Here is a 24,416-nt window from a genome sequence, read left to right as displayed (position 1 = left end):
ATCGCAGGGCTTGGCTCTGATGGCGACGACGATCGAGGGCTGCGGTGATGAAGCTGGCACTGCCCCGCTGGCACCAAAGCCCCTGGGGCAAGGCGAGCGCGGAACAATGGCGCTATGCCCTGCGCAATGGCCTTGCCATGTGTCTGGCACTCTGGCTCGCGTTCGTGCTGCAACTCGACTCACCTTACTGGGCCATGACCTCGGCCGCCGTGGTGAGCTTCCCCACCGTGGGGGGCGTCATCAGCAAGAGCCTGGGAAGGGTGCTGGGCAGTCTGATGGGAGCCGTGGCCGCCATCTTGATCGCCAGTTATGGCCTGGCCGATCCCTGGCTGTTCAGCCTGCTGATTGCACTCTGGATAGGGCTGTGCACCTATGTCTCCAACCACTATCAGAACAATGTCTCTTACGGCTTTGCCCTGGCTGGCTACACGGCGGCCATCATTGCGTTCTCCTGCGTCAACGTCGATGACCCTCTCTACATCTTCGACATAGCCCAGGCGCGGGTGAGCGAGGTGATCACCGGCATCCTCTGCGGCGCCTTCATGATGATGCTGCTGCCGAGTACCGGCGATGGCGAGACCCTGCTCGGCTCCCTGCGCCAGAGTCAGGCCCGCCTGCTCGAACATGCCCAGCTGCTCTGGCAGGGGCAGAGCAATGCCGAGATCCGCCACGCCCACCAGGGCATCATCAGCCAGATCCTCACCATGAATGTGCTGCGTATCCAGGCGGTATGGAGCCATCACAGATTCAGACGCCACAACCGGCTGTTCAACTACCTGCTTCACCGCCAATTGCGCATGACCAGCCTCATCTCCGGGGTGCGTCGCCTGCTGCACAACTGGCCTGCGCCGCCTGCCGGACTGGACGCCTTGCTCGCCGAGCTGCTCGGGGCTTTGGCCGCTCCCGACTGTGACAAGCTGCGCATCGCCCGCCTGCTGGCGCCCCTGGCCGGGAGCGAGGATTATCGCACTCAGGTTTTCTGGCAGCGGCTGCGCCACTTCTGCTGGTGCTATCTGGAGGCGCAGCGCTGGCTGGATCGCTTGGCGCAGGCCAAGCAGAGAGGGCAGGACGAACCGGCACACTGGCCCGCCCCTCCCAGATTGGCACCGCTCGCCATGCACACCGACAGCTATGAGGCGGCCTATAACGGCGCGCGCACTTTCCTCTGTGTGCTGCTTGGCTGCATCTTCTGGTTCCAGACCCAGTGGGATGCAGGCAGTTCGGCGCTGACCTTGCTATCGATCAGTTGCGTGCTCTATTCCGCGGTTCCGGCGCCGCTCAAGAGCGTGACGACCATGTTGCAGGCCATAGTGCTGCTCAGTCTGGTCTGCTTCGGAGTCAAGTTCGGCTTGATGATCCGGTTGGAGGCGCTCTGGCCCTTCATCCTGCTACTGCTGCCGACGCTGGTCACCATGCAGCTCATCAAGTTGCAGCGGCCAGCCAGCGCCGCGCTCTGGGGGCAATTGATCGTGATGCTTGGCTCCTTTCTCGCCATCTCGAATCCCCCTCGCTATGACTACCTCGGTTATATCAACGGCAGTCTGGCCCTGATGCTGGGGGTGATGGCGGCCGGGCTGGCGTTTCAGATCCTGCGGCCGAGTTCCGATAGCCGCAAGAGCCGCCGCCTGATGCGTCGTCTGCGCCGGGATTTTATGGATCAGCTGCGCACCGGGCCGCGCCTGGGTGAGCACGAATTCGAATCGCGCATCTATCACGCCATCAGCCAGCTCAGTCTGAGCCAGGATCAGCACTCCCGGCTCTGGGTATTGCGTTGGGGGGTGGTGTTGCTCAACTGCAGCCACATCGTCTGGCAATTGCGGGAGTGGCGCGGGCTCAATCCCGCCCTCTATCCGGTGCGAGATCGCTGCATTCGCAGTCTGAAGGGGATATTGACCGAGGGAGGGGTGCAGCAGGAGCGGCTTGGCCACACCCTGAGCGAGCTGGCACGCCTGGATGCGCTGCTTGCCCGCCATCCGGACAGGGAGTCCCGCGCGCTGGCCGGTCTCATCTGGCGGTTGTCCAGCTCGCTCTCCCAACTGCAACAGGCGCTGCCCAGCGACTGAGCCGGTTCTTGGTCGGACTCTGTTCCCTTGCCAACCAGCAACGGGGACGGCCGAGTGATGAAGCCCGGCCTTGGCGGTCATTTCCCTCGCCCCGGTCACTCTTTGCCGTCGTCTAATTTGTCCAAGGCCCTCTCAACGAGTAAGATTCTCCCCAAACGTCAATTCGCAAGGCCCTCCATGTCCACTCAATACAATGCCGATGCCATTGAGGTCCTCAATGGCCTTGAACCGGTGCGTCGTCGTCCCGGCATGTACACAGACACCACCCGGCCCAATCACCTCGGCCAGGAGGTCATAGACAACAGCGTCGATGAGGCGCTGGCGGGCCATGCCCGTACCCTGGAGGTGACCCTGTTTGAAGACCAGTCCCTGGAGGTGATCGATGACGGCCGTGGCATGCCGGTCGATATCCATCCGGAGGAGGGGGTATCCGGGGTGGAGCTGATCCTCTGCAAGCTGCACGCGGGCGGCAAGTTCTCCAACAAGAACTACCAGTTCTCCGGCGGTCTGCACGGGGTGGGCATCTCTGTGGTGAACGCCCTCTCCGATCGGGTCGAGGTGACGGTGCGCCGCGATGGCCAGGTCTATGACATCGCCTTCGAGCGCGGCGACAAGGTGTCTGATCTGACCATCACCGGTACCTGCGGGCGTCGCAACACCGGTACCCGGGTGCGCTTCTGGCCCCAGGCGAGCTATTTCGACTCCCCCCGCTTCTCGGTCACCAAGCTGGAACACCTGCTCAAGGCCAAGGCCGTGCTCTGCCCCGGTCTCACCATCAAGTTCCTCGACAAGAACACCGGTATCCGGCTTGAGTGGTGCTACGAAGATGGTCTCAAGGATTATCTGATCGATGCGGTCAAGCAGTTCACCTGCCTGCCGGAGCTGCCCTTCGTCGGCGCCTTCAGTACGGATCAATCCGCGGTGGACTGGGCGCTGTGCTGGCTGCCGGAAGGGGGTGAGTGCCTCGCCGAATCCTATGTGAACCTGATCCCGACCCCGCAGGGCGGTACCCACGTCAACGGCCTGCGCCAGGGCCTGCTCGACGCCATGCGCGAGTTCTGCGAGTTCCGCAACTTGCTGCCGCGGGGGGTCAAGCTGACCCCGGAAGATATCTGGGATCGCTGCGCCTACATCCTCTCCATCAAGATGCAGGATCCCCAGTTCGCCGGTCAGACCAAGGAGCGGCTCTCGTCGCGCCAGAGCTCGGCCTTCGTCTCCGGGATAGTCAAAGATGCGTTCAGCTTGTACCTGAACAGCAACACCGAGCTGGCGGAGCAGATCGCCGAGATCTGCATCTCCAGCGCCCAGCGCCGCCTGCGTGCCGCCAAGACGGTGGTGCGCAAGAAGATAACGCAAGGCCCGGCCCTGCCCGGCAAGCTGACCGACTGCAACTGCGCCGACCCCATGCGGGGGGAGCTGTTCCTGGTGGAGGGGGACTCCGCGGGCGGCAGCGCCAAGCAGGCGCGGGACCGTGAATTCCAGGCCATCATGCCCCTGCGCGGCAAGATCCTGAACACCTGGGAAGTGGAGGCCGGCCAGGTGCTCGCCTCGCAAGAAGTGCACGACATCTCGGTGGCCATCGGCCTGGATCCGGATTCCGAGGATCTCTCCGGCCTGCGCTACGGCAAGGTGTGCATCCTCGCGGATGCGGACTCGGACGGTCTGCACATCGCCACCCTGCTCTGCGCCCTCTTTGTTAAGCATTTCAGGACGCTGGTCAACAAGGGGCACGTCTATGTGGCCATGCCGCCGCTCTACCGGATCGACATCGGCAAAGAGGTGTTCTATGCCCTCGATGAGGACGAGAAGAACGGCGTCTTGCAGCGGGTCGAGGCCGAGAAGAAGAAGGGCAAGGTGATGGTGACCCGATTCAAGGGCCTGGGTGAGATGAACCCGAAGCAGCTGCGGGAAACCACCATGGATCCCAACACCCGTCGCCTGGTGCAGCTCACCATGGGCGAGCTGGAGGAGGGGGACGAGACCCTGCAACTGATGGACATGCTGCTGGCCAAGAAGCGCGCCCCGGATCGTCGCGAGTGGCTGGAAGAGAAGGGCAACCTGGCCATCATCTAAGGGGTTTGATGGCTGGCAGCCAACCAGGCTCGCCATCCTCCAAGCCAGCAGTCCGTTGCCATTGGCTGATCCCATCATCGGATCAGCGAGCATATCAGCCGGAGTCGCTCATGGGCGGCTCCCGAACCGAAAGAGAAGAATCACATGAGTGATGCTATCGAGCTCAGTCTGGATGGGGTAGAGCGCCAGCCGATGCGCGCCTTTACCGAACAGGCTTACTTGAACTACTCCATGTACGTCATCATGGACAGGGCCTTGCCCCACATCGGCGATGGCCTCAAACCCGTGCAGCGGCGCATCATCTACGCCATGAGCGAGCTGGGTCTGTCGGCCCTCTCCAAGCACAAGAAATCCGCCCGTACCGTGGGTGACGTGCTGGGTAAATACCACCCCCACGGCGACAGCGCCTGTTATGAAGCCATGGTGCTGATGGCCCAGCCCTTCTCCTACCGCTACCCGCTGGTGGACGGTCAGGGCAACTGGGGGGCGCCGGACGATCCCAAATCCTTCGCCGCCATGCGTTATACCGAGGCGCGCCTGTCGCGCTTCTCCGAGCTGCTGCTCTCCGAGCTCGGCCAGGGCACAGTGGAGTGGACGCCGAACTTCGACGGCACCATGAAAGAACCGGTGGTGCTGCCCGCCCGCCTGCCGCACATACTGCTCAACGGCATCACAGGCATCGCCGTGGGGATGGCGACCGACATTCCGCCCCACAACGCGCGGGAAGTGGCCTACGCCTGTGCCGAACTGCTCGACAACCCCAATGCCGGGCTGGATGCCTTGATGGCGCACATTCAGGGGCCCGACTACCCGACCAGCGCCGAGATCATCACCCCGCGCGATGACATCCGCAAAATCTACGAGACCGGCAAGGGCTCCATCAAGCAGCGGGCGGTGTGGAACGAGGAGGATGGCGACATCGTCATCACGGCGCTGCCCCATCAGGCCTCCGGCGCCAAGATCATGGAGCAGATCGCCGCCCAGATGGTGGCCAAGAAGCTGCCCATGGTCACCGACCTGCGGGACGAATCGGACCATGAGAATCCGACCCGTCTAGTGATCATTCCCCGCTCCAACCGGGTGGACATGGAGGCGCTGATGGCCCACCTGTTCGCCACCACGGATCTGGAGAAGAACTATCGCGTCAACCTCAACATCCTGGGGCTGGACAACCGCCCCCAGGTGAAGACCCTCAAGATGATCCTCTCCGAGTGGATCATTTTCCGCCGCGAGACTGTGCGCCGTCGCCTGCAGTATCGCCTCGACAAGGTGCTGGCCCGCCTGCACATCCTCGAAGGCTTGCTGGTGGCCTACCTCAACATCGACGAGGTGATCGAGATCATCCGCACCGAGGATGAGCCGGGCAAGGTGATGGTGGAGCGCTTCAACATCAGCGAGACCCAGGCCGAGGCGATCCTCGAGCTGAAACTGCGCCATCTGGCCAAGCTGGAAGAGTTCAAGCTGCGCGCCGAGCAGGACGAACTGGCCATAGAGCGTGACAAGCTCGAACTGCTGCTGGGCTCGGAGCGTCGCCTCAACACCCTGCTCAAGAAAGAGCTGCTGGCGGATGCCGAGAAGTACGGCGACGATCGTCGCACCCCGCTGGTGGAGCGGGCCACCGCGGTGGCGCTGACCGAGAAAGAGCTGGTGCCTAGCGAACCGGTCACCGTCATCCTCTCCGACAAGGGGTGGGTGCGCGCCGCCAAGGGCCACGATGTCGATGTGGCGGGGCTCTCCTACAAGGCGGGGGACAGCTATCTGGCCCACGCCTGTGGCCGCAGCAACCAGCAGGCGGTGTTCCTCTCCACCCTGGGGAGAACCTACGCCCTCGAATCCCACACCCTGCCATCCGCGCGCAGTCAGGGCGAGCCGCTCACCGGTCGCTTTGCGCTGGGGGCAGGGGAAGAGGTGCGCCATCTGGTGATGGGCAACGAGGGGGAACCCTACCTCATCTGTTCCGATGCTGGTTACGGCTTTGTCTGTACCTATGACGACCTCATCGGCAAGAACAAGAACGGCAAGGCACTGCTCACCGTGCCGGAAGGGGGTCAGGTGATGGCGCCCCAGAAGATTGGCTCGCCGGAGACCGATCTCTGCATGGCTATCTCCAACGAAGGGCGCATGCTGCTGTTCCCGCTCAACACCCTGCCGGTACTCGGCAAGGGCAAGGGCAACAAGCTGATCAGCATTCCGTCGGCTCGCGTGAAGGCGCGGGAGGAGTTTGTTGTCATGGCCGCCGTCATCCCGCAGGGTCAGTCGGTCACCCTGTTTGCTGGCAAGCGCAAGCTCACTCTTAAGCCATCTGACCTTGACTACTACCGCGGCGAGCGCGGCCGCCGCGGCGCCAAGCTGCCCCGCGGTTTGCAGCGGGTGGATAGAATAGAGATAGAACCCGCCGCCGGCGAGACGGTAGTGGGGGACAATCAGGAAGGGTAATGGTAAAGAAGAGAGAATAAAGTGCTGAGTGCTATCTCTATCACCATCAAGGGTATTTCTTCTTTTAATCCTCCGCGTTTGGTTCGTGCTAACTCTGCCTTCCAAAAAAATTAATTTTGGTGTCATTTAAGTGGGCGGATTATACCGCCCATTTTTCAACGAGGAAACACATGTGATCAAATTAGCAGAGGATTTATTCTCTCTGTATGAGAGAAATGAAATTACTATTTGTGAAAAATATAGGGGGATTGTCCTAGATAATCTTATTGCAGATTTATCTTACACATCTCCAATCATGGAAGGGATTGTTAGAACCGTCTTCAATAGCAAAAAAATGATGGCTTTCAATCTTATTCAAAATGCGATAGATGAAGCTAAAGGTGCTGCGCGAGTAAGGATAATTGCAGAACGATATGCCGATAAAGAACTTCGTGATAAAATGCTAAAGCATGTCAATGATGAAATGAATCATTCGTCCATGTTTGCAGAGTTAGTGCAATACACAGGGTATGAAGTAGAAACAGAGGACTTTTCTGAACATGCTGAAGAAATAAATTCTGTTTTTGACTTTGATGATGATCTCAAACAGTTTATTTGTCGAGTGCATTCAATAGAGGTGCGTTCGTGGACTATGTTACGACACTATTTGAATGTTCTTAATGAACTTCAAGATGAAAAATTGTTAAAAATGAAGCCTGCAATTGAAAAAATAATGCGTGATGAAATCAATCATGTTTGCTATACCGGCCAGACTGTAAGTAATTGGCTTGAGGAAGATGAGTCCCTCTGTCAGATATTTGTAGAGTGCATTAATCACACGAATAAAGAGACTTGGCAGGATCTAACTAATATGAGTCAATTTATGTATGACAATATTGCTGAAATCATGAAAGAGGCAGCATAAATGTTATGGCTCAATGATGTTTTCAGGAAGTCCAATACGGGCTTCCTTATCTGGATCGGTGCTGCTGTAGCCATATCTAATACAGGATGGCGAGTGGTCATGAACAACTTTGCGGTTGATGTTGTTGGAATGGATGGAGATACACTTGGGGTCTTACAAAGCCTTAGGGAAATTCCTGGATTGCTTGCATTTACAGTTTTATTTTGGTTGATGTTTATTAAAGAGCAGAGAATGGCAATTATATCATTGGCCATTCTTGGTATTGGCGTATCTATAACTGGCATGTTTCCGAGTATTTACGGATTTTATTTTACGAAATGAATCATGTTTGCTATACCGGCCAGATAGGATTCCATTATCTAGAGTCATTGAGCTCTTCATTAACTACGCAGTTCTATACTCAATCAGAGTTTAATGAAAGAATGGGCCAGCTAAGGTCAGCTGATTCATTTTTTGGAATCATTGGTTTTGTTTTGATATTATCAATGCTGAACATATTTAATGTTACATTAAATATTGTATTTCTTGCCAGTGGAGTAAGTGCCGTATTAATAGCTCTGTATTTATCCACATTTCAACAAATAAAGACGACAACGCCACCTCAAAAAAACAAACCTGTGTTGAGAAAAAAATATAAGCTTTACTATCTACTTACTTTCCTCGCTGGTGCAAGGCGGCAAATATTTGTCGTGTTTGCAGGATTCCTGTTGGTTGAGAAATTTAATTTCAGTGCTTCAAATATGGCTGTGTTATTTTTCATCGCTCACATAGTAACTGTTTTTTTTGCACCAAAGATCGGTGTGTTGGTAACTAGGTTGGGTCCAAAAAGAACCCTCTCTTTAGAGTATATAATCATTACACTTATCTTCATTTTATACTCACAAGTAGAAAGCCAAGCAAGTGCGTCTATATTATATATACTGGATGCTTTGGCATTTTCATTGTCAATAGCATTGAGAAGTTATTTCAAGTCAATAGCGACGCCCGATGATATATCCGCTACGACAAGTGTATCTTTTACAATAAACCACATTGCTGATTAGCCCGTAGGTTAACAAAAAACTGGGACATCCACCTTTTTGACAAAGGTGTAGAGCTGTACTTGGCTTGAGGAGTCACTGTCGAGGGATGCGCCATGACCATTGCTCGTTCACGTCAAATCAGTTTGCAGGATACGCCTTACTACCACGTGGTCAGTCGCTGTGTGCGGCGGGCTTTTTTGTGTGGGGAAGACACCCATTCAGGTCAGAGCTACGAACATCGGCGCCAGTGGGTGGTCGACAAGCTGGGCCAGCTGTCGAGGCTGTTTGCCATCGGCATCTGCGCCTATGCAGTGATGAGCAATCATTACCACCTGGTGCTCAAGGTTGAGCCCGATACCGCCGCCAACTGGAGTGAGCGGGAGGTGGTCGAGCGTTGGGCTGCGTTGTTCCAATGGCCGCTGCTGGTGCGGCGCTGGTATCAGGGGGAATCCCTGATTGAACCTGAGATTGCAGTGGTTAAACAACTGATAGGGCAGTGGCGCGAACGGCTTTACTCCATCAGTTGGTTTGTGCGGCTGCTCAATGAAACTCTGGCTCGCCAGGCCAATCTGGAAGATGGCTGCAAGGGCCATTTCTGGGAAGGTCGCTTTAAAAGTCAGGCGCTGCTCACCGAATCAGCTTTGCTGGCTTGCATGACTTATGTAGATCTCAATCCGGTGCGGGCAGCCCTTGCCGACCGACCAGAGCAGAGCGACTACACAAGTATCAAGCAACGCCTTGATAATACGCCCCCAGCTGAAGCCTTGCCCCCGCTGTTGCTACCGTTTGCCGATAAGGAGAGGTCCGGCTGCTTGCCCTATGCCTTTATCGATTATCTGATGCTGGTCGATTGGACAGGGCGCGCCATCAGGGCAGACAAGCGCGGCCACATTCCGGTTCACCTTGCTGTCATTATGGAACGACTAGGACTTGATAAATCCGTCTGGCTTCGACAGGTGACCCTGTTCCGGCGGCGGGGTATCAGAGCGATAGGCGACCATCAGCATCGCCAACAGTTTGCACTGCATTGTGGTCAGCTGCGTTGTTACCAGCCTAGCGACTAGACAGCCTGATGCACCTCACCTTCCCCAACTGTTCTTGCTTCTCATAGCGTCGCTGAGCCTGTTTTTTACTCGTACTGCCTGAACCGGAGGCGGAGCAGAGATATTGTTGCTGCAGCCACGTCCACGAAGTGTCGAGTCATTGACCTAGTGATGCCTGTCCAAAAAGGTGGGTGTCCCAGTTGTCCTCCAATTGTCATGGCTTGCATTATATCCCTGCATGGCCGCCACCATGAAGGAGCACCATGAGAGTAAATAGCAGCCAATCATTGATGATGTGTGCGCCGGTTGATACCCAGATATTTTTGGTGATGATGTAGCCACTCAACAGAATAATGCGGGCCGTCCCGATCACCAGAAAACATTGCAGAAAATTCCAGTCATAAGTGGGCAGGTGCAATGCCCCAAAGATGAGAGCGGTGCAGAGCCAGGCGCTGATCAGTGCTTGTTTGCGAGTCATGGTGAGTTTTTCGTGACAAAACCAGAGGATGGCCAGAAAAGGCAAGATGGAGACCACTTCCTCGCCGAAGAGTTGAGGTAGCGTCTTTAAATAAAAGAGGATCCGGGCCGTATTGGAAGCCTCTACCAGCACGCTGTTGACAGGGTTTTCATTCATCTTGAACACATGCTGCAGGATTAATGCAACGGTCACGGACACCAGAATATTTGTGCCGGCAATCGTCACCATCAAGAGGAAATCCCGCCGTGTCGGCGTTCGAAACAGCGCTCGCCACCCTTTTCCCGCCACCATGGCGAGCACGGCCAGGGGGATGAGAGGAAACAGGATGGCGGGTACGAAGCCACCCGCCGTGGTTGTATAAAACCCAATGGGCGCCGTCATTACGGCGAAACCCAGCGCCACACCCAGCAGGATCAGCCCCCAGCTGCGGCCAGACAAGGCATGAGGATCTTGGCGATAGAAGGGGAAATCCCCGGCACTTTTGCGCTCTAAACCATAGTAATCACTGTCATTCAATCCCGGCATTGCTGGAAATTGGTGTTCACGCATGGTGACCCTCGATATTTCAATTTGTTGTCCTGGAAACAACCGCATACCAGATGACTAGGTTAATTAGCGGCTCTTGCATCTGTATTTAAATACCACCCATCAAGGTGTAAATCCCTTCTTGCGGGAGCACACGCCTTCCTGACTGGCGCTTCATTCTGCCCATGGCACCATGAGTGACACCCATCGATTTCATATATGCTGCCGGTGTAATAAACAAGCTGAATTGCACCGCTGAGCCGTCAGTTATTGAAATTCCACTTGATGGGCAGCTCAAGGTCGAAGACAAGCTCATCCCCTTCCAGGTGAAAGGGCACGCTGGTCTGGTGCTGGTCATATTCGTTGATGATGAGGCAGCTCTCGGAGAAATTGGATTCGTAGTTGAGGCGGGCGCTGCCACCGGTCAGAGCCCCATCGAGCTCCACCCCCAGTACCCGTAGCGGATTTTTCTGACTGAGCTTGACCCGACTGTCTCCCACGTCCACCAGCCGCTCCAGCAAGGGGAAGAAGTCCTGCTTGTGGTGTTCTATTGCCCGGGCGGTGGCCTGCTCCAACTCGGCCTGAGTGGCAAGGGGGCCATCGAGCCGGTATCGGGTCTGGATCCTTTCTTGGGTCATGATGTTTCCTCCTGAATTGTGATGTGGGGTCAGCTCGGTCAGCCTAAGAGAGCTGTCATCCTAGACCGGCGGCCAGCCTGTTTCATTGCAAACAATCAACGGCGCCTCAGCGAACAAGGTTATCCCTTGTTCTGGCAGATGAAGAGATCTGCAACATGCAAATTGTGCAGATTTTTATAAAGCATCAGGCGGGAATGCGGCCACTTTTCACCAGTGCTCGACGGATGTTTTTGCACATCTTGCCGAAGCGATAAATCTCGTCGAAGCTGGGCGCGATACCGCGACCTATCTGATATTGCCAATAGGATAAGTCAGTGTCGACCAGCTCCATCAGCTTCTTGGGGCAGCCGATGCAGCTATTGTCTGGCCCGCATTTGAAGGTATCTGGTTGATAGAGCGGAAATTCCGCCTTCACGGCGTCGATGATCTGCTGCATCGCGGTAATGCGGTCGGGTTTTCTGCTCACGACTTGCTTCCCTGCTGCGGGTATGGGGGATCATTGTATCCCTTATAAACAGTGGGCCAATGATGCTTAGGAGGTAGTCTGAGCAAGGGGACTTGATGAGGGCGAGAAGGGATTGCTGCCGTCTGCAGCGATGACAACGCCCGGCTAACCGGACGCTGGATGATATGTGAGCAGAGGAGGTTACTTTTTGATTTCGTGGCCAATGACGCCACCGACGACGGCACCGCCAATGGCGCCAGCCGCACTGCCGCCGGTCAGTACCGAGCCGCCGACGGCACCGATACCGGCCCCCACTGCGGTACTCTTGCCCTGTTGCGACATGCCGGAGCAAGCCGTCAGGCTAATCAGCAGGGCCGTTGCCACAGCCCCTAGTGCCAAACCATGGATCTTGTTCATGGGGTTACCTCTTGATGCTTTTCGTATGTCAGGTCTATTGGGCAAGCTGCCCTGAGGTGGTTGCCTATCCCCCAACGCATCAGCCCGGATAGTGGTTGCTTGATGGCGGCGTTGGCGGACATCGCGGATGCCCCTGACCTGGGGGCGGGTATCGGCCGGGCACTCGCCCTTCGGGTGATGACACCAGCTTCCCTCGCGTAAGCAGGGGCGTCTGTACGCTAGCGCTTATAGGGCGACCTTTTTATGGCCAAAACGTATCCCGGCCTTTTTCGGATGGCTTGATACAGATATGACAACGCCCGGCGGGCCGGGCGTTGGAGCAGGCTAAGGCACAACCAGTCACTAGAAGTCGTGGTAGAGGGGCCAGCCGAGCAGGGGATGCTTGAGACCGGCACGCATCTCCATGTTGTCGAGCTTCTCCGGCGAGGCCCCCTCTTGCTGCAACTGCTGGTATTGGCGCACAAAACCCAGTGTGTGTAGCAGGTTGCTGACAAAACCCCGGCTGAGCTCCTGGCGCAGGCCGGCGATCAGCTCGCCCGGCAGCTCGGTCAGCATCAGATCCAGCTGGGCGGCCAGATAGTCGGTATCATACCAGGCCTCTTGCAGCACGATGTCTCGCGCCAGACGGCGTTTGAGATCCTGCTTCACCTTCAATGGCGCCGTGCCGCTGCCCTGGCCACAGAGGATGCGGTAGAGCAGGGCTTCGGCCAGCTTGTCTTCCATGGTGGGGTGATCGTTCTCGCAGGCGAAGAAGTGTTGATCAATCAGGCTCATCAGGCGGGCCTTGTTATGCTCCACCAGCGCCTTCTCGTACTCCTGCCACCCTTGCCACTCTTCCACATCCGGCGGGCTGGATATTTTATCGAGCAGACGGGCATCCACGTCGCCAAAGAGGTTGTTGCTGCCCAGCGGCTTGGGACTGACCGAGATCAGCATGGACCAGCCCTTCTGGAACGGCTTGATGGGGCCTTCCGGTGCTTGTAGCAGGGCCAGTGCCTTGGCGGCGTCCCGCTGGGAGAGCTCCTGCAACCCCAGGCTGACCACGCCAATGACATCGTGGGCGGCTTGTTCCAGCAGATGCATCTTGTACTTGTTGTAGTACTTGTCGGCGAACTTCAGGCTCATCAGCACGGCCTTGCCTTTGATGGCGGCCAGCTGCTGGGTGCTCAAGCGTTCACTGTCAGTGCCAAAACGCAGCACTTGACTGAGGAAGGGGCCCTGATTGGACTCGCGTATGACTAGCTGCGTTACCTGTGACATCGAAGCGCCCCTTAATCCAGAAAGCTGAACATGTCGTCCACTTCGCTGTACTCGTCGCTGACCTGGTTCTTGTCTTTGGCCTGCATCACCAGCTCGGCGGCAAACTTGTTGATGATGCCATCCCAGCTGCTGTTCTCGTTGCGTAGCAGGGCTTTGATGGCCTGCTCCACCTCGGGAGCCTGCTGGCGGATCAGCATCAGCAAGCTGCGCGGATCGTCGAGGGAGTAGTCATGGGCATTCTCGCTCAGCTGACGATCGCTGTAGGAGAGCGCCTCTTCCAGATCTTCCTCTTCGGCGTGCAGCAGATCCGGCACCCCATCCTTGTCGTCAAGCTGCTCACCGCGATAGAACTCGATGAAGGGGATGGCGAGGTAGAAGAGGCCAGCCGGATCCTCGGCGATGCACTCCAGGATCTCGCGCTGCTTGGCCTCGCTCTCCTGGGTGCGGATCAGGTAGTTGAGGAAGTCGAAGGTGTGCTGTTGCAGCTCTTCGGCATTGTTCTTGATGGCCTCTTCCCAGTAGAGCGGCTGCTGGCAGACGATGTCGCGGATCCGCTCCGGAGTCATCAGCTCGGAGATGATGGACGGGAAGGAGATGTCATGCTGGCCGTTGATCTGGGTCAGGGTGACGATATCAATATTTTCAATGACTTCAGCCAACTGATCGTCGGACATTGTCATGGCGATCAGCTCGAATTTCTCGCTGGCCTGCTTGGGCTCGATCACGGCCAGTTCTTTGATCTCGATGGCGGCAATTTCAATCAGACTATTCATTCTTTACCCCAAGTTGCTTCAAATTAGAAACGCACTTCGTTGTACATATCCTGCTCGCCCTCTTCATCCTCGCCGCCGTCGTAGTCAGCGTCGGCGTTTTCTCCCTCGTCCTCGTCTTCATCGCGGGGCATGGCGTAGTCGTCATCACGGGCGCCGCGGGGCAGGGGATTGTCCAGCAGATAGAGCACGGCGCAGGCTTCGATAAGGGTATCTTCGCTCTGGGCTCGCACTGCCTTGACCAGGGGCAGGTCGGCGTTGTTGAAGGCCACGGACGTCTTGAATTCGTCCCAGCTGGGCTGCTCGCCTTGGCCGATCCAGTTGCGCCAAGCCGGCTTGGCATGGACAGAAAACTGCACCCGGCCATAGAGGGCCAGCGGCAGGTATTCGGGCATGAACTCCAGCATGCTCATGTCGGCCAGCAGCAGCGCTTTCATCTTGCCGGTGAACTGTTCCAGCGCCTTGGGCTGGTCCACATCACGGTAGGATTCGATGTTCTCGCTGGCGTCACTCATCAGCGCCTTGATACGCGCCAGATCCAATGTCTTTTTCATACAGCCTCAGGGATAGAATTGATCCCATAACTCCTGCATGGCAGAGGTCGGGTCGGTCACAATAACGTTGTTAAAGTCCTTGATGAAGGCGGCCTTTTTCTTGGGGTCCGAAAGAACCTCGTAGGCCTGTTTCACCTGTTGCAGCAAGACGGCTGCGCGCGCTTGTTCTTCTTCGGTGGCCCCGAGCAGCTTGTCGGGGTGATACTGGTTCGACAGTCGTCGATAGGCTTTTTTGATGTCGTTTTCGTTGGCGTTGGATTTTACACCCAGCACCCGAAAGTAGTTGTTCATGGCAGATCCTGCCTCACTGGCAACAGAGAAGTCACAATGCTGGCCCTGGTTGGGCGGAGAAAACCAGGTACGGCGAAAAACCCGTCATTTTAACGGAAATAGCGCCGCTCTGCCATGAATAGGATGTGATCCGCCAAATGAGTTTGCCGTGACCTGGTATCGGTCCTCTATATTCCGGTCCGGCAAGCACCCGGGAGGGACATCCCGCCATGGGGACTACCCAGACAGAGGGTACCTGTGGCGGGTGGATAGTGCATTCGCCCCGGTGCCACATCGCTGGACCGGGTGTGCATGTGACAAGGGGCCTGCCCTGGCGATCCTCATCAGGACTCGGCAAGAGCGAGGCCATCAAAAGGAATAAACAGCCATGTTAAAACTTTATCTTCTGCCTCTGGCTTTGCTGGGCGGCCTCGTCGTCGCCGCCGATGAGTTCTTCGATGAACCCCTGGTGCTTATCAAGGGGGATCTCACCAAGGCCCAGTTCATGGAGAGAGCCGGGCAGCGTTTCACCCGCCAGGACAGCAATGGTGATGGCATCTTGTCGGTTGCCGAAAGGGAGGCTGCTATGGCCAGGATGCAAGATAGGATGAAGCAATCAGGCAAGGTCATGCCGGGGCGCGTGGGCAAGAGACAACCCATGCAAGACATCACCAGGGAGCAGTTCATGGCGCGTCATGAAACCCTCTTTACCCGTCTGGATCAGAACGGTGATGGCGTGAGCGATGAAACTGAACGGGCCAACGCCAAAGCCAGGCTAGGCGCTGGGGCCATGCCAGCGGCGCAATAACGGAGACGGTGCCGATGCCAATTTAAAAAGAGCCCGGCTCATCACCGGGCTCCTTCTTATTGGATTACCAGCTTGCCCACAGCAGCCGGAGCTTCAATCCCCAGCGACTGCTCCAGCCGGTGGTGGTGCCGACCACCTTGCCATCCTTGAGGATCAGGAAGCTGGGGGTGACGCCGACCTGCCAACGGGCGGCGAGTGTGCCCTGCTCGTCGTTATGGGTCGGGAAGCTCAGTCCCTTCTTGGTCATACCGCGGCGCAGTTGCTCATCGTTGCCCGAGCGCAGTGCCACCGTCAGCACATTGTCACCCTCTTGCCACATCTGCTCCACCGTCGGGGTGGTGAAGCGACACACGCCGCACCAGCTTGCCCAGTAGTAGACCAGCAGCGGTTTGTCCCGGCTAAGGGCCAGCAGATCGGCGCGGCTGCCATCGCTCAATATCAGCGTTGGCAGTGGGCTCCCTTCTGGCAGGGCCGGGCCACGCCAGAAGTCCAGCGCGGTGGAGATGATAACGGCAAACAACAGCAGCCAGAGCACCTCTTTGCCCCAACGCCGCCAGCGTGCCCTCTTTTTCACAGCGTCTGTCATGGTGTCTCTTCTTCCTGTTTGGTCAGCGCGGCAACAAGGGGCGCTGCAGCGCTTTCTGGGAGATGCGCTCTCCTCAACCTTGGTCGTTTTGTATAGAGAGCGCCTTGCATGCCGAGCCAAGTGCCGGATGCCGTGCTCTCCGAGCGCAGCATCCGCGATCAGCTCTGTTTGGCCAACTCGGCCTTCACCAGGCGCTCGAGTTCGTCATAGGAGATGGCTCCCGGCACCAGCTGGCTGCCAATCAGGGTGGCCGGTGTGCCCTGCACGCCGAGCAAGGTGCCCAGGCGCAGGCTGGTGCGCAGCTCCTCGGTCGCCTTGTCTGCTGGTTTGAGAGCCACATTGCCGGTGGCGGCCAGCGCCTTGTTGATGTCCGCCTCGGTCAACATCCCCTGCTTGCTCATCAACTTTTCATGGAGTGGGAGGAAGCGAGCCGGATCCTGTTGCCACAGGGTCAGGCTGTACTGGGCCGCTTTGGCGGACGTTTGCCCCTTGAAGGGCAGCAGCTTGATCACCAGACCGAGATCCGGATGCTCCTTGAGCAGACGGGTCAGGTGCGGATCGAACTGTTTGCAGTAAGGGCAGTTGTAATCGGTGAAGGAGACCAGGGTCAGCTTGGGATGCTTGGCCCCCAGGCGCGGGCTGGTGGGGCTCATGAACAGCGCTTGCTGGTTGCTTTTTATGATGTTGCCAAGCTGGGCGGCTTGATCCGCCGTGTTCTGCTTCTCCCAGGCGTCGGCCGCCTCATCGAGGATCTTCGGGTTGGCCACCAGCGTCTCGCGGATCAGCTCCTTGATACGGGCCTCCTGCTCCGGGGTGAAGGGGGCGGCATGCAGGCTGGGGGCCAGGGTGGACAGGGCGCCGAGCAGGGTCAGAGTGATCAGGGTCGGTTTCATCAAGTTTTCCTTAGAAGCGAGTAGTGCCAGCCTTGAGCAGGCCAGCCTTGTGCAAGGTGGTGAGCAGATCGGCTTTGTCGAGCAAGGGGGAGAGCACCTCTCCCTTGGGCAGGCCGGGGCCGTAAATCTGGTTGAAGGGCACGGCCACGGCGCCCCGGGCGCGCAGGAAGGCGGCCAGGCTGTCGTTGGGCCGGGTCCAGTCACCCCGCAGGGCAACCACATCCGGTGCCGAGAGGGCGCTTTGCACCTCATCTCGTAGCAACACATTGTATTTATTGGCCTTACAGGTCACACACCAGTCGGCGGTGACATCAATGAAGACCCGCTTGTTATCGGTCAGAGCCTGTTGCAGCGCCGATTCCGACAGGGGTAACCACTGCACCGTCTCCCTCTGGGGGGTATTTGGCGCCGTGAGGGCGCCGCCTAGCAGCAGGGCGCCACCAATCAGGGCAGAGAGCGCCAGGGTCAGGGTGAAGCCACGCACGCCATGGCGCCAGCCGATGGCGACCAGCAGTGCCAGCAGTACAGCGGCCATCAGCCAGCCGGTGGTCAGGCTGCCGAGGTGGGCAGAGAGCAGGCTCAGCAGCCAGAGGCTGGAACCCAGCATCATCAGGCCGAGCAGCATGCGCAGTCGTCCCATCCAGGGGCCGGGTTTTGGCAGCCAGAGTGCGAGGCTGGGCCAGGCGGCGATGGCGAGCCAGGGCAGGCTCATGCCGATACCCAGGGCGGTGAAGATGAGCCAGAGCTGACCCAGGGGCGCTCCGAGAGCAAAGGCGACCGCGGTGCCGAGGAAGGGAGCCGAACAAGGGGTTGCCAGCAGGGTGGCAAAGCTGCCCTGCAGGAAGTGGCCGCCGAGGCTGTTGTCACCCGTGGTGGCGAGTCGGGTACTGAGGCGGCTTGGCAGGCGAAACTCGAACAATCCCAGCAAGTTGGCGCAAAACAGCAGGGTGACCATCACCATGAAGCCGATAAACCAGACACTCTGGAACTGGATACCCCAGCCGACGGCACCTTGGGTGGCGCGCAGCAAGGTGCTCATGAGGGCCAATGCCCAGAAGGAGACCAGGATCCCGGCACTGGCGGCCAGAAATTGCAGACGGATGGGACGACGTGCTCGCGTCTCCAGTTGCAGGATGGAACCCAACTTGAGGGCCAGTACCGGCAGTACGCAGGGCATCAGATTAAGAATGAGGCCACCGAGCAGCGCGGTGCCGATCAGCCAGAGTAGCGAGTGGCCACTGTCAGACCCGGCCGCTGGCAGCGCCAGGGGGGCATTGATGGACGTCTCTCCCTGCCAGGCTTGTTCGCCATCGACCAGCAGTAAGCCCTGTAGTCTCCCTGTGAGATCCGGGGCATCCCCTTGCCAGCCATCGCTGACCGGAATGCGGGCCACCAGACGCTGGCCTTCGACCTGTAGCTTGGGCTCGCCAAACTCGGCCTCTGCCTGACCGTCGAGGAAGATGGCCGGCTGCTGCCAGCCCTGAGGGCGCTCGGCAACCAGTTGCAGCTCATTGGCGCCATACCCGGCCGTTAGCTGGATGTCGCTCGCCATCGCCTGGGGCAGGGTGCTCATGGCTTGGGCATAGGCAAAGTCAAAGCCCGCAGGGGCTGCGTCAGCGAGTACCAGCTGGAAGGGGAAGTCGGTCAGTATGCAGACGTTGCTGCAGGTGGAGAGGCGCAGTATGCCGCTCAAGGTGCTGCCTTTGGACGCATTCAGGGTCATGGGGAAGCGGACGTCCCCCTGGTAACCCTGGGTGCTGAGTCCGGCGACCTCGAAACGCTTCGGGGTCGGCCAGTGCCATTGGACTTGGGTTGGTGCTTCGTGCTGCCAGAGGATCTGGGGTGCTATGCCCCCCTGCCCCGGGCTGCGCCAATAACTCTTCCAGCCGGATTCGAGTTCGACCTCGAGCAACAGGCGGCTCTGGGCCGGGTTGCTGAAATCCCCTTGCAGCCGTACACGGGCATGGTCGTTTTGCGCGCTGGTCAGCCAGCCGCTATCAGTGGCGATAGCCATCGCCTGCCAGCCAAGGCAGACCAGCAGCAGCGCCGTTTTGATCAATCTAGTCATTGATGTGTCTCGCAATAAATAAGTTGGGATCCGTCTAAAGTGGCGGATAACTCATTCGCGCAGCACGCACAGCTGGAGGTGTAATCGGAGTTTGGGTGCTCTGCCTTCCCGGGGCGGGGGCAGGGGGGGGCTATAGCGCCACAGTGGCGCCAGCACGGCAATAAGAAGGGCGACGACGAAGAACACAAGCTCGGACGCGGCGAGCTGGGCGGCGATGAGCCACTTGCCCTTGAGTTCGCAACTGCTCGGCTGAGGGCTCTCCTGGCTCTGACCCGTTTCGTCGGTGGATGCCAAGATTTGACAGCTGAGTGCCTGGTCGAGCTGGGCCAGTTTGAGCAGAGGCTGGGCGGCGCAGTTGAGCAGCAGTATGCACACCAGTAGCAGGAGTCGTGTTGCTGTGCGCTGTGGTTGTGTCATACCGGGCCCATCGTCTAAAGAGGGTCACATCCTAACGGGCCGCTCTTATCTATACAAGTCGCCCGGATTATTATGGCCTCGTAAGAGGCTTTTTTGGTGTCAAACAGACAAGTGGAGCGCGGTAGGGAGCAGGGCGGCAGGGCCATGCCGTCATCCCGGCCCGGTTTTGTTTGGCTAACACTTGTTCACCCAAAGCGGCCTCAGTATACTGCGCCGAATCTTGTCTAGAGGTGTTCGATGCTCAAATTTGCCCGTATTCTGCTGCTTGGCCTGCTGCTTGTCGTCTGGTTCATCCTGGCTTTGCTGCTCTGTCTGGTGCGTCCCGGCCATGCCAACAATGTCTACGTCTTCGCTCGCATGTACCATGCCGTTTGCCCGCTGATCGGCGTCAAGGTGACCTTAACCATCCCGGATGAAGTGAAGCATGTCGGCCCCGCCGTCTACATCTGCAACCATCAGAGCAACTTCGACATCTTCACCGTGACCGGCGCCGTGCGCCCCGGCGTGGTGGCGGTGGGCAAGAAGAGCCTGCTGTGGCTGCCCTTCTTCGGCCTCATCTTCTGGCTGTCGGGCAATGTGCTGATAGACCGCTCCAACAGCTCCCGTGCCATCGGCACCATAGGCCAGGTGGTGGATCGCATCAAACGTCGCGGCACCTCCATCTGGATGTTCCCAGAGGGGACCCGTTCCCAGGGCCGTGGCCTGCTGCCGTTCAAGGCGGGCGCCTTCCATACCGCGGTGCAGGCGGAGGTGCCAGTGGTGCCCATCGTCTGTTCCAGTTATTTCGGCCAGATAGATCTCAATCGCTGGGACAATGGCGAGGTGCGTCTCGAGATGTTGCCTCCCCTGTGCAGCAAGGAGCATGGCGCTGCCGGGATCCGCGAGCTGGCCGAGCACTGCCGCGAGCAGATGAGCGCCAAACTGGTCGAGCTGGATGCGGCCATCGAGCGGGATCGCGCCGCCTGATCGGGTGCCATCATGTAAAAAAGGGAGCCGCTGGCTCCCTTTTTTATTGGTTATTTTCGCCATTCAGATTGGTTAAAAATGCTAACTTTTGCGGCGGGTTTGGAGGTGGATTTTATATCTAACTGTAAATAAAAGAAAAAATATTCTGGCACGGCTCTTGTAGTAGTTATGGCACTAGAGACTGAAACCAGGGCCCAGGCCCATCCCATGACAAGGAGCCAGACCATGAGTGTATTTAGCCGCCTCAGCGATATCATCAATGCCAACTTGCACAACTTGCTCGACAAGAGTGAGGAGCCCGAGAAGATGGTGCGGCTCATGATCGAAGAGATGGAGCAGGTGCAGATCGAGATGCGCACCCAGGCCGCCCGCCTCATTGCCGAACAAAAGCAGCTGGAACGCCAGCAAAGTGCCCTGAGTCAACAGATGCAGGGTTGGGCTGCCAAGGCCGAATTGGCCATTGGCAAGGGCCGTGAGGATTTGGCCCGCGCCGCTCTTGGCGAGAAACTGGCCGAGGCCAAGCGCCTCGCACAGCTGGAGCAGGACAGGGATCGGCTGGCCGAGGTATTGGCCCAGCTTAGTGCCGACAGCGAGCGGCTTGGCGCCAAGTTGACCGAGGCGCGGGAGAGGCAGAAGTTGCTGGCCTTGCGTGAGCAGACGGCTCACAGCCGGATCCGCGCCAGGGCCCAGATGGACAGCAGTCGCATGCATGAGCTGATGGCCCGCTTCGACGGGGTGCAGGGCAGGGTTGATCAGTTGGAGGCTCAACTTGAAGCCGCGACTCTGGGTCAGAATCCGTCTCTGGAAGCACAATTTCGCGAGCTGGAACTCAATGACGAGATAGAGCGTGAGCTGGCTCGTCTGAAAGGCCAAAAGGTGGAGGTGTAATCATGACGCCCTGGCCGAAAGACCTGGCACATCGCAAGTTGACGGGCGTCTGCGCCGGCATTGCCAATCGGTTGGGGCTCTCCAGAGTGACGGTGCGGATAGTGGCGCTGATTGCCCTGATCCTGCTACCACCCTTCACCCTGGCTGCCTATCTGCTGGCGGTGCTGCTGATGCCACCGCGCCATGAATTGAAACGCTGGCTGGATTGAGCAAGGCGGGGCCGTCAGCCCCGCCTGCCATCACCCGCTGGCGGTATTGACCCCGGACAACCATGAGCAGCCCGGCTGCGAGGAGTATATATGTTGGAATTTCTGGTCTTGCTGGCGGTGCTGATCGTCATGGCCATGGCCGGATTCACCGTCCTGGCCATGGTGGTGGTGAGTGGGGTCTTCATGTTGTTCGGTGCCCTGGCAGGCATGATAGGCCTGGTGTTCAAGCTGGCTCCCTGGATTTTGCTGGGTCTGGTGGTTTATTGGTTGCTGGGCAACCGGCGCCGCACCGGCCGCCCCAATAGTTACCGTTGAGCCATGGTGCCAGCGTTGTTGATTGCGATGGGCTAAAGCCTGTCTGGATGACACTCCTTTGCCCAAAGCCTCTGGATAAGGGGATGTGAATAAGAGTATCTGGATAAGAGTGCCCCGATAAAGCTCCCGCCAGCGACACCTATCCTGCCTTGGCCGCCCCTTGCGGTGGCCTTTTTTATGACACCACCTGCTGCGCACTGCCCCCATCACCGGATTCAGACTCTCACTGGCAGCTGGCTCGGGTCTTACGGGTTGAGGTGAGCAACCACTGCTGCGCCAAGGCTTGCCAGTCATCGGGGTTGAGCACAAGGCGCTCCTTGCTGGCCTTGCTCTGCTGCTTGAGTCGATATTCGAGGCGCAGGGCCACGGCGCGCTCCCCAACCTCCTGTCGCCAGGCCAGGATGAGGGGCCCCTTGCCGCGCAGCGCCCGTGCCCCAGTGCCGCTCTGGTGCTGGGTCAGACGGCGTTCAGGATCCGTGCTGATCCCGGTATACAGGCTGCCACTACGGGTTCGCACCATATAGATGGACCAGACGGGCGGGGCATCTCCGACGGGGCAGATCGGCGCGCCCTGTTGCTCGGTGGTCCTGAGCTGAGGGGGGCGGGAAAGGGATTTACTCATCTTGTGCTCTCGTCTTTGACACCCGATCTGTCTCGGGTTGGCCTGGGCTCATTATCGCCCCGGCCAGGCACAGGGCAAGGAGTAAGGGCATATGGCACATCATTCAGATGCGTAACGTTTGCCGCGCCGCAGCTTGTGCAGGGGCAGCAGACTGACCAGCAGGCCCGCCCAGACGAAGACGAAGCCCACCATTTTGACGGGATCCGGCAGCTCCTTGAACCAGAAGATGGCGAGCAGGAAGGCCAGGGTTGGTTCTATGTATTGCAGCAGGCCCACAGTGCTCATTCGGGTGCGCAGCACCGCATAGCAGAACAGGCCAACCGGTAGCAGAGTGGCGGGCGCGCTGCCCATCAGCAGCAGGCGATCCCCCCAGTCCCCCTGCATGAAGGTGCCCTGGCCCTGCCATGTGATCCATCCTATGAACAGCAGGGCCAGGGGCAGTTGCACCAGGGATTCGAGATAGAGGCTGGTGCTCGCCTCATAATGCACCTTCTTCTTGAGCAGGCCGTACAGGGCAAAGTTGGCCCCCATGATGAGGGAGAACCAGGGCAGCTGCCCGTAGGAGAACAGCATGTAGGCCAACCCTGCCAGCGCCAGGGCAACCGCCAGGTGTTTCTGGGGCGTGAGCCGCTCACCGAGGAAGAGCACGGCAAAGGCGATGTTGAACAGGGGAGTCATGAAGAAGGCGAGGCTGGTGGCCAGCACCTGGCCCGTGGTCAGGCACCAGGTGAACATGCACCAACTGACGGACATGATGGGGCCGGCCAGCAGGATCAGGCATAGCTGGCGGGGCTCCTGGCGCAATCTTTCCCAGGGCAGCCGCTGGCCGAACAGGGCAAACAGCAGGGCGAGCAGCACCACGGACCAGAGCACTCTGTGGGAGAGCAGCTCCCACATGTTGACCTCGGGCATGAACTGGTAATAGAGGGGCAGCAGGCCCCAGAGCGCGAACGACAGGGCTGCACCGCCCGTTCCCATCCAGCTTTTCATTCTTTCTCGTTTATTAAATTAAACAATTTGGGCCGCATCATAGGCCGCGATGCCGGAGCCGACAAGCGGCCTGGGCGACAAAATCCATGAACCTGGATGGCACGCTGGCGGGCGCTGTGCTCAGGACCTTCAACTGTTATCATGCTCGCCATGAACCGACTCGACTCGCTATTTGAACAGATCCGCGCCTGCCGCCTGTGTGAGGCTCATCTGCCGCTGGGGCCCAATCCCGTGATCCGGGGCAGTGAGCAAGCCCGGCTGCTCATCATAGGGCAGGCCCCAGGCACTCGGGTGCATGCCAGCGGCATCCCTTGGGACGACCCCTCCGGCGAGCGGCTGCGCGACTGGCTAGGGCTGGCTCCGGCCGATTTCTATGATGAAAAGAAAGTTGCCATCATGCCCATGGGCTTCTGTTATCCGGGGCGAGGCAAGTCGGGGGATCTGCCCCCTCGTCCCGAGTGCGCCCCCGCCTGGCATGACAAGGTGCTGATGCTGATGCCTCATATCGAGCTGACCCTGCTTATCGGCCAATATGCCCAGCAGCGCTACCTCGGCAAGGCACGTCGCGCCAGCCTGACCGAGACGGTGCAGCATTGGCGTGATTATGGCGATGCCTGGCTGCCGCTGCCCCATCCCTCTCCGCGCAACACCCTCTGGCTGCGCAAGAATCCCTGGTTCGAGACCGACGTCGTCCCCGAGTTGCGCACCCGAGTCGCTACCCTGTTTCCCTGACAACTGGACCGGCGATGCTGGCCT

27 protein-coding genes are annotated in these 24,416 nt (G+C 58.5%); 13 read left to right on the top strand and 14 right to left on the bottom strand.

Going from position 1 to position 24,416, the window contains the following annotated elements:
- The first annotated feature begins 47 nt into the window (after positions 1-47).
- The 7 genes from ACSMDR_RS08910 (at position 48) to ACSMDR_RS08880 (ending at position 9,562) form a co-directional block, all read left to right on the top strand.
- Positions 48-2,063, top strand: a complete 2,016-nt coding sequence (locus tag ACSMDR_RS08910) for an FUSC family protein (RefSeq protein WP_436467964.1) — start codon at positions 48-50, stop codon at positions 2,061-2,063.
- Positions 2,064-2,240: 177 nt separating this feature from the next.
- Positions 2,241-4,136, top strand: coding sequence for a DNA topoisomerase IV subunit B (parE, locus tag ACSMDR_RS08905; RefSeq protein ID WP_436467963.1), 1,896 nt, complete (start codon positions 2,241-2,243; stop codon positions 4,134-4,136).
- A gap of 144 nt (positions 4,137-4,280) precedes the next feature.
- Positions 4,281-6,572, top strand: a complete 2,292-nt coding sequence (gene parC / locus ACSMDR_RS08900; protein ID WP_436467962.1) for a DNA topoisomerase IV subunit A — start codon at positions 4,281-4,283, stop codon at positions 6,570-6,572.
- Between the two features lie 172 nt (positions 6,573-6,744).
- On the top strand, positions 6,745-7,476 hold the full coding sequence (locus ACSMDR_RS08895) for a ferritin-like domain-containing protein (protein ID WP_436467961.1): 732 nt from the start codon (positions 6,745-6,747) through the stop codon (positions 7,474-7,476).
- 99 nt (positions 7,477-7,575) lie between these two features.
- Positions 7,576-7,797 (top strand): hypothetical protein, encoded by a 222-nt coding sequence (locus tag ACSMDR_RS08890; RefSeq protein WP_436467960.1) that lies wholly within the window; start codon positions 7,576-7,578, stop codon positions 7,795-7,797.
- Positions 7,794-8,519, top strand: a complete 726-nt coding sequence (locus tag ACSMDR_RS08885) for an MFS transporter (protein ID WP_436467959.1) — start codon at positions 7,794-7,796, stop codon at positions 8,517-8,519. Before ACSMDR_RS08890 ends, ACSMDR_RS08885 begins: the two co-directional genes overlap by 4 nt.
- 92 nt (positions 8,520-8,611) lie before the next feature.
- Positions 8,612-9,562: a transposase gene (locus ACSMDR_RS08880; protein ID WP_436467958.1), complete on the top strand. Its 951-nt coding sequence runs from the start codon at positions 8,612-8,614 to the stop codon at positions 9,560-9,562.
- A 205-nt stretch (positions 9,563-9,767) separates the two neighbouring features.
- Here ACSMDR_RS08880 and ACSMDR_RS08875 read toward each other — a convergent pair whose 3' ends face one another.
- The 8 genes from ACSMDR_RS08875 to atcJ all read right to left on the bottom strand — a co-directional run bounded on the left by ACSMDR_RS08875 (position 9,768) and on the right by atcJ (position 14,919).
- Complete coding sequence (locus tag ACSMDR_RS08875) at positions 9,768-10,568, bottom strand: CPBP family intramembrane glutamic endopeptidase (RefSeq protein WP_436467957.1); 801 nt, start codon at positions 10,566-10,568, stop codon at positions 9,768-9,770.
- A gap of 239 nt (positions 10,569-10,807) precedes the next feature.
- Positions 10,808-11,182 carry a hypothetical protein gene (locus ACSMDR_RS08870; RefSeq protein WP_436467956.1) on the bottom strand — a complete coding sequence of 125 codons (375 nt, stop codon included), beginning with the start codon at positions 11,180-11,182 and terminating at the stop codon, positions 10,808-10,810.
- A gap of 184 nt (positions 11,183-11,366) precedes the next feature.
- Complete coding sequence (locus tag ACSMDR_RS08865; protein WP_436468234.1) at positions 11,367-11,618, bottom strand: hypothetical protein; 252 nt, start codon at positions 11,616-11,618, stop codon at positions 11,367-11,369.
- Positions 11,619-11,828: 210 nt separating this feature from the next.
- Entirely contained in the window at positions 11,829-12,044 is a 216-nt protein-coding gene (locus ACSMDR_RS08860; RefSeq protein ID WP_436467955.1) for a YMGG-like glycine zipper-containing protein, read from the bottom strand.
- Positions 12,045-12,386: 342 nt separating this feature from the next.
- Positions 12,387-13,304, bottom strand: a complete 918-nt coding sequence (atcC, locus tag ACSMDR_RS08855) for a cold adaptation protein AtcC (protein ID WP_005894234.1) — start codon at positions 13,302-13,304, stop codon at positions 12,387-12,389.
- Positions 13,305-13,315: 11 nt separating this feature from the next.
- Positions 13,316-14,077, bottom strand: a complete 762-nt coding sequence (atcB, locus tag ACSMDR_RS08850) for a cold adaptation protein AtcB (RefSeq protein WP_436467954.1) — start codon at positions 14,075-14,077, stop codon at positions 13,316-13,318.
- Between the two features lie 23 nt (positions 14,078-14,100).
- Positions 14,101-14,628: a cold adaptation protein AtcA gene (gene atcA / locus ACSMDR_RS08845; protein WP_436467953.1), complete on the bottom strand. Its 528-nt coding sequence runs from the start codon at positions 14,626-14,628 to the stop codon at positions 14,101-14,103.
- Positions 14,629-14,634: 6 nt separating this feature from the next.
- A complete protein-coding gene (gene atcJ / locus ACSMDR_RS08840) occupies positions 14,635-14,919 on the bottom strand; it encodes a cold adaptation protein ActJcold adaptation protein ActJ (protein ID WP_005894231.1) in 285 nt (94 codons plus the stop codon).
- Positions 14,920-15,286: 367 nt separating this feature from the next.
- Between atcJ and ACSMDR_RS08835 the strand changes: the two genes are divergently transcribed.
- A complete protein-coding gene (locus ACSMDR_RS08835) occupies positions 15,287-15,706 on the top strand; it encodes an EF-hand domain-containing protein (protein WP_436467952.1) in 420 nt (139 codons plus the stop codon).
- A 64-nt stretch (positions 15,707-15,770) separates the two neighbouring features.
- Here ACSMDR_RS08835 and ACSMDR_RS08830 read toward each other — a convergent pair whose 3' ends face one another.
- The 4 genes from ACSMDR_RS08830 to ACSMDR_RS08815 form a co-directional block, all read right to left on the bottom strand.
- Positions 15,771-16,292 (bottom strand): protein disulfide oxidoreductase, encoded by a 522-nt coding sequence (locus ACSMDR_RS08830; protein WP_436467951.1) that lies wholly within the window; start codon positions 16,290-16,292, stop codon positions 15,771-15,773.
- A 158-nt stretch (positions 16,293-16,450) separates the two neighbouring features.
- A complete protein-coding gene (locus ACSMDR_RS08825; RefSeq protein WP_436467950.1) occupies positions 16,451-17,185 on the bottom strand; it encodes a DsbA family protein in 735 nt (244 codons plus the stop codon).
- A gap of 10 nt (positions 17,186-17,195) precedes the next feature.
- A complete protein-coding gene (locus tag ACSMDR_RS08820; RefSeq protein WP_436467949.1) occupies positions 17,196-19,253 on the bottom strand; it encodes a protein-disulfide reductase DsbD family protein in 2,058 nt (685 codons plus the stop codon).
- A gap of 51 nt (positions 19,254-19,304) precedes the next feature.
- Positions 19,305-19,670: a hypothetical protein gene (locus ACSMDR_RS08815; protein ID WP_436467948.1), complete on the bottom strand. Its 366-nt coding sequence runs from the start codon at positions 19,668-19,670 to the stop codon at positions 19,305-19,307.
- A gap of 237 nt (positions 19,671-19,907) precedes the next feature.
- Here ACSMDR_RS08815 and ACSMDR_RS08810 point away from each other — a divergent pair, with 237 nt between their 5' ends.
- The 4 genes from ACSMDR_RS08810 to pspG all read left to right on the top strand — a co-directional run bounded on the left by ACSMDR_RS08810 (position 19,908) and on the right by pspG (position 22,048).
- Positions 19,908-20,636, top strand: coding sequence for a 1-acylglycerol-3-phosphate O-acyltransferase (locus ACSMDR_RS08810; protein ID WP_436467947.1), 729 nt, complete (start codon positions 19,908-19,910; stop codon positions 20,634-20,636).
- 225 nt (positions 20,637-20,861) lie between these two features.
- Positions 20,862-21,524: a phage shock protein PspA gene (gene pspA, locus ACSMDR_RS08805; protein WP_005894222.1), complete on the top strand. Its 663-nt coding sequence runs from the start codon at positions 20,862-20,864 to the stop codon at positions 21,522-21,524.
- 2 nt (positions 21,525-21,526) lie between these two features.
- Positions 21,527-21,733, top strand: coding sequence for a PspC domain-containing protein (locus tag ACSMDR_RS08800; RefSeq protein ID WP_005894220.1), 207 nt, complete (start codon positions 21,527-21,529; stop codon positions 21,731-21,733).
- Positions 21,734-21,823: 90 nt separating this feature from the next.
- Complete coding sequence (gene pspG, locus ACSMDR_RS08795) at positions 21,824-22,048, top strand: envelope stress response protein PspG (protein ID WP_005894219.1); 225 nt, start codon at positions 21,824-21,826, stop codon at positions 22,046-22,048.
- Positions 22,049-22,271: 223 nt separating this feature from the next.
- On the opposite strand, the gene ACSMDR_RS08790 is transcribed toward pspG, so the two are convergent.
- Positions 22,272-22,568, bottom strand: a complete 297-nt coding sequence (locus tag ACSMDR_RS08790) for a GIY-YIG nuclease family protein (protein ID WP_436468233.1) — start codon at positions 22,566-22,568, stop codon at positions 22,272-22,274.
- Between the two features lie 201 nt (positions 22,569-22,769).
- On the bottom strand, positions 22,770-23,660 hold the full coding sequence (gene rarD / locus ACSMDR_RS08785; protein ID WP_436467946.1) for an EamA family transporter RarD: 891 nt from the start codon (positions 23,658-23,660) through the stop codon (positions 22,770-22,772).
- A gap of 150 nt (positions 23,661-23,810) precedes the next feature.
- Here rarD and ACSMDR_RS08780 point away from each other — a divergent pair, with 150 nt between their 5' ends.
- A complete protein-coding gene (locus ACSMDR_RS08780; RefSeq protein WP_436468232.1) occupies positions 23,811-24,392 on the top strand; it encodes a uracil-DNA glycosylase family protein in 582 nt (193 codons plus the stop codon).
- Positions 24,393-24,416: the final 24 nt, after the last annotated feature.

The sequence above is a fragment of the Aeromonas molluscorum genome, assembly GCF_051376105.1.
In the GTDB taxonomy this organism is placed as follows: domain Bacteria; phylum Pseudomonadota; class Gammaproteobacteria; order Enterobacterales; family Aeromonadaceae; genus Aeromonas; species Aeromonas molluscorum.
The sequence above is the reverse complement of the archived record's forward strand: the minus strand, read 5'-3'. Positions and strand labels throughout refer to the sequence as shown.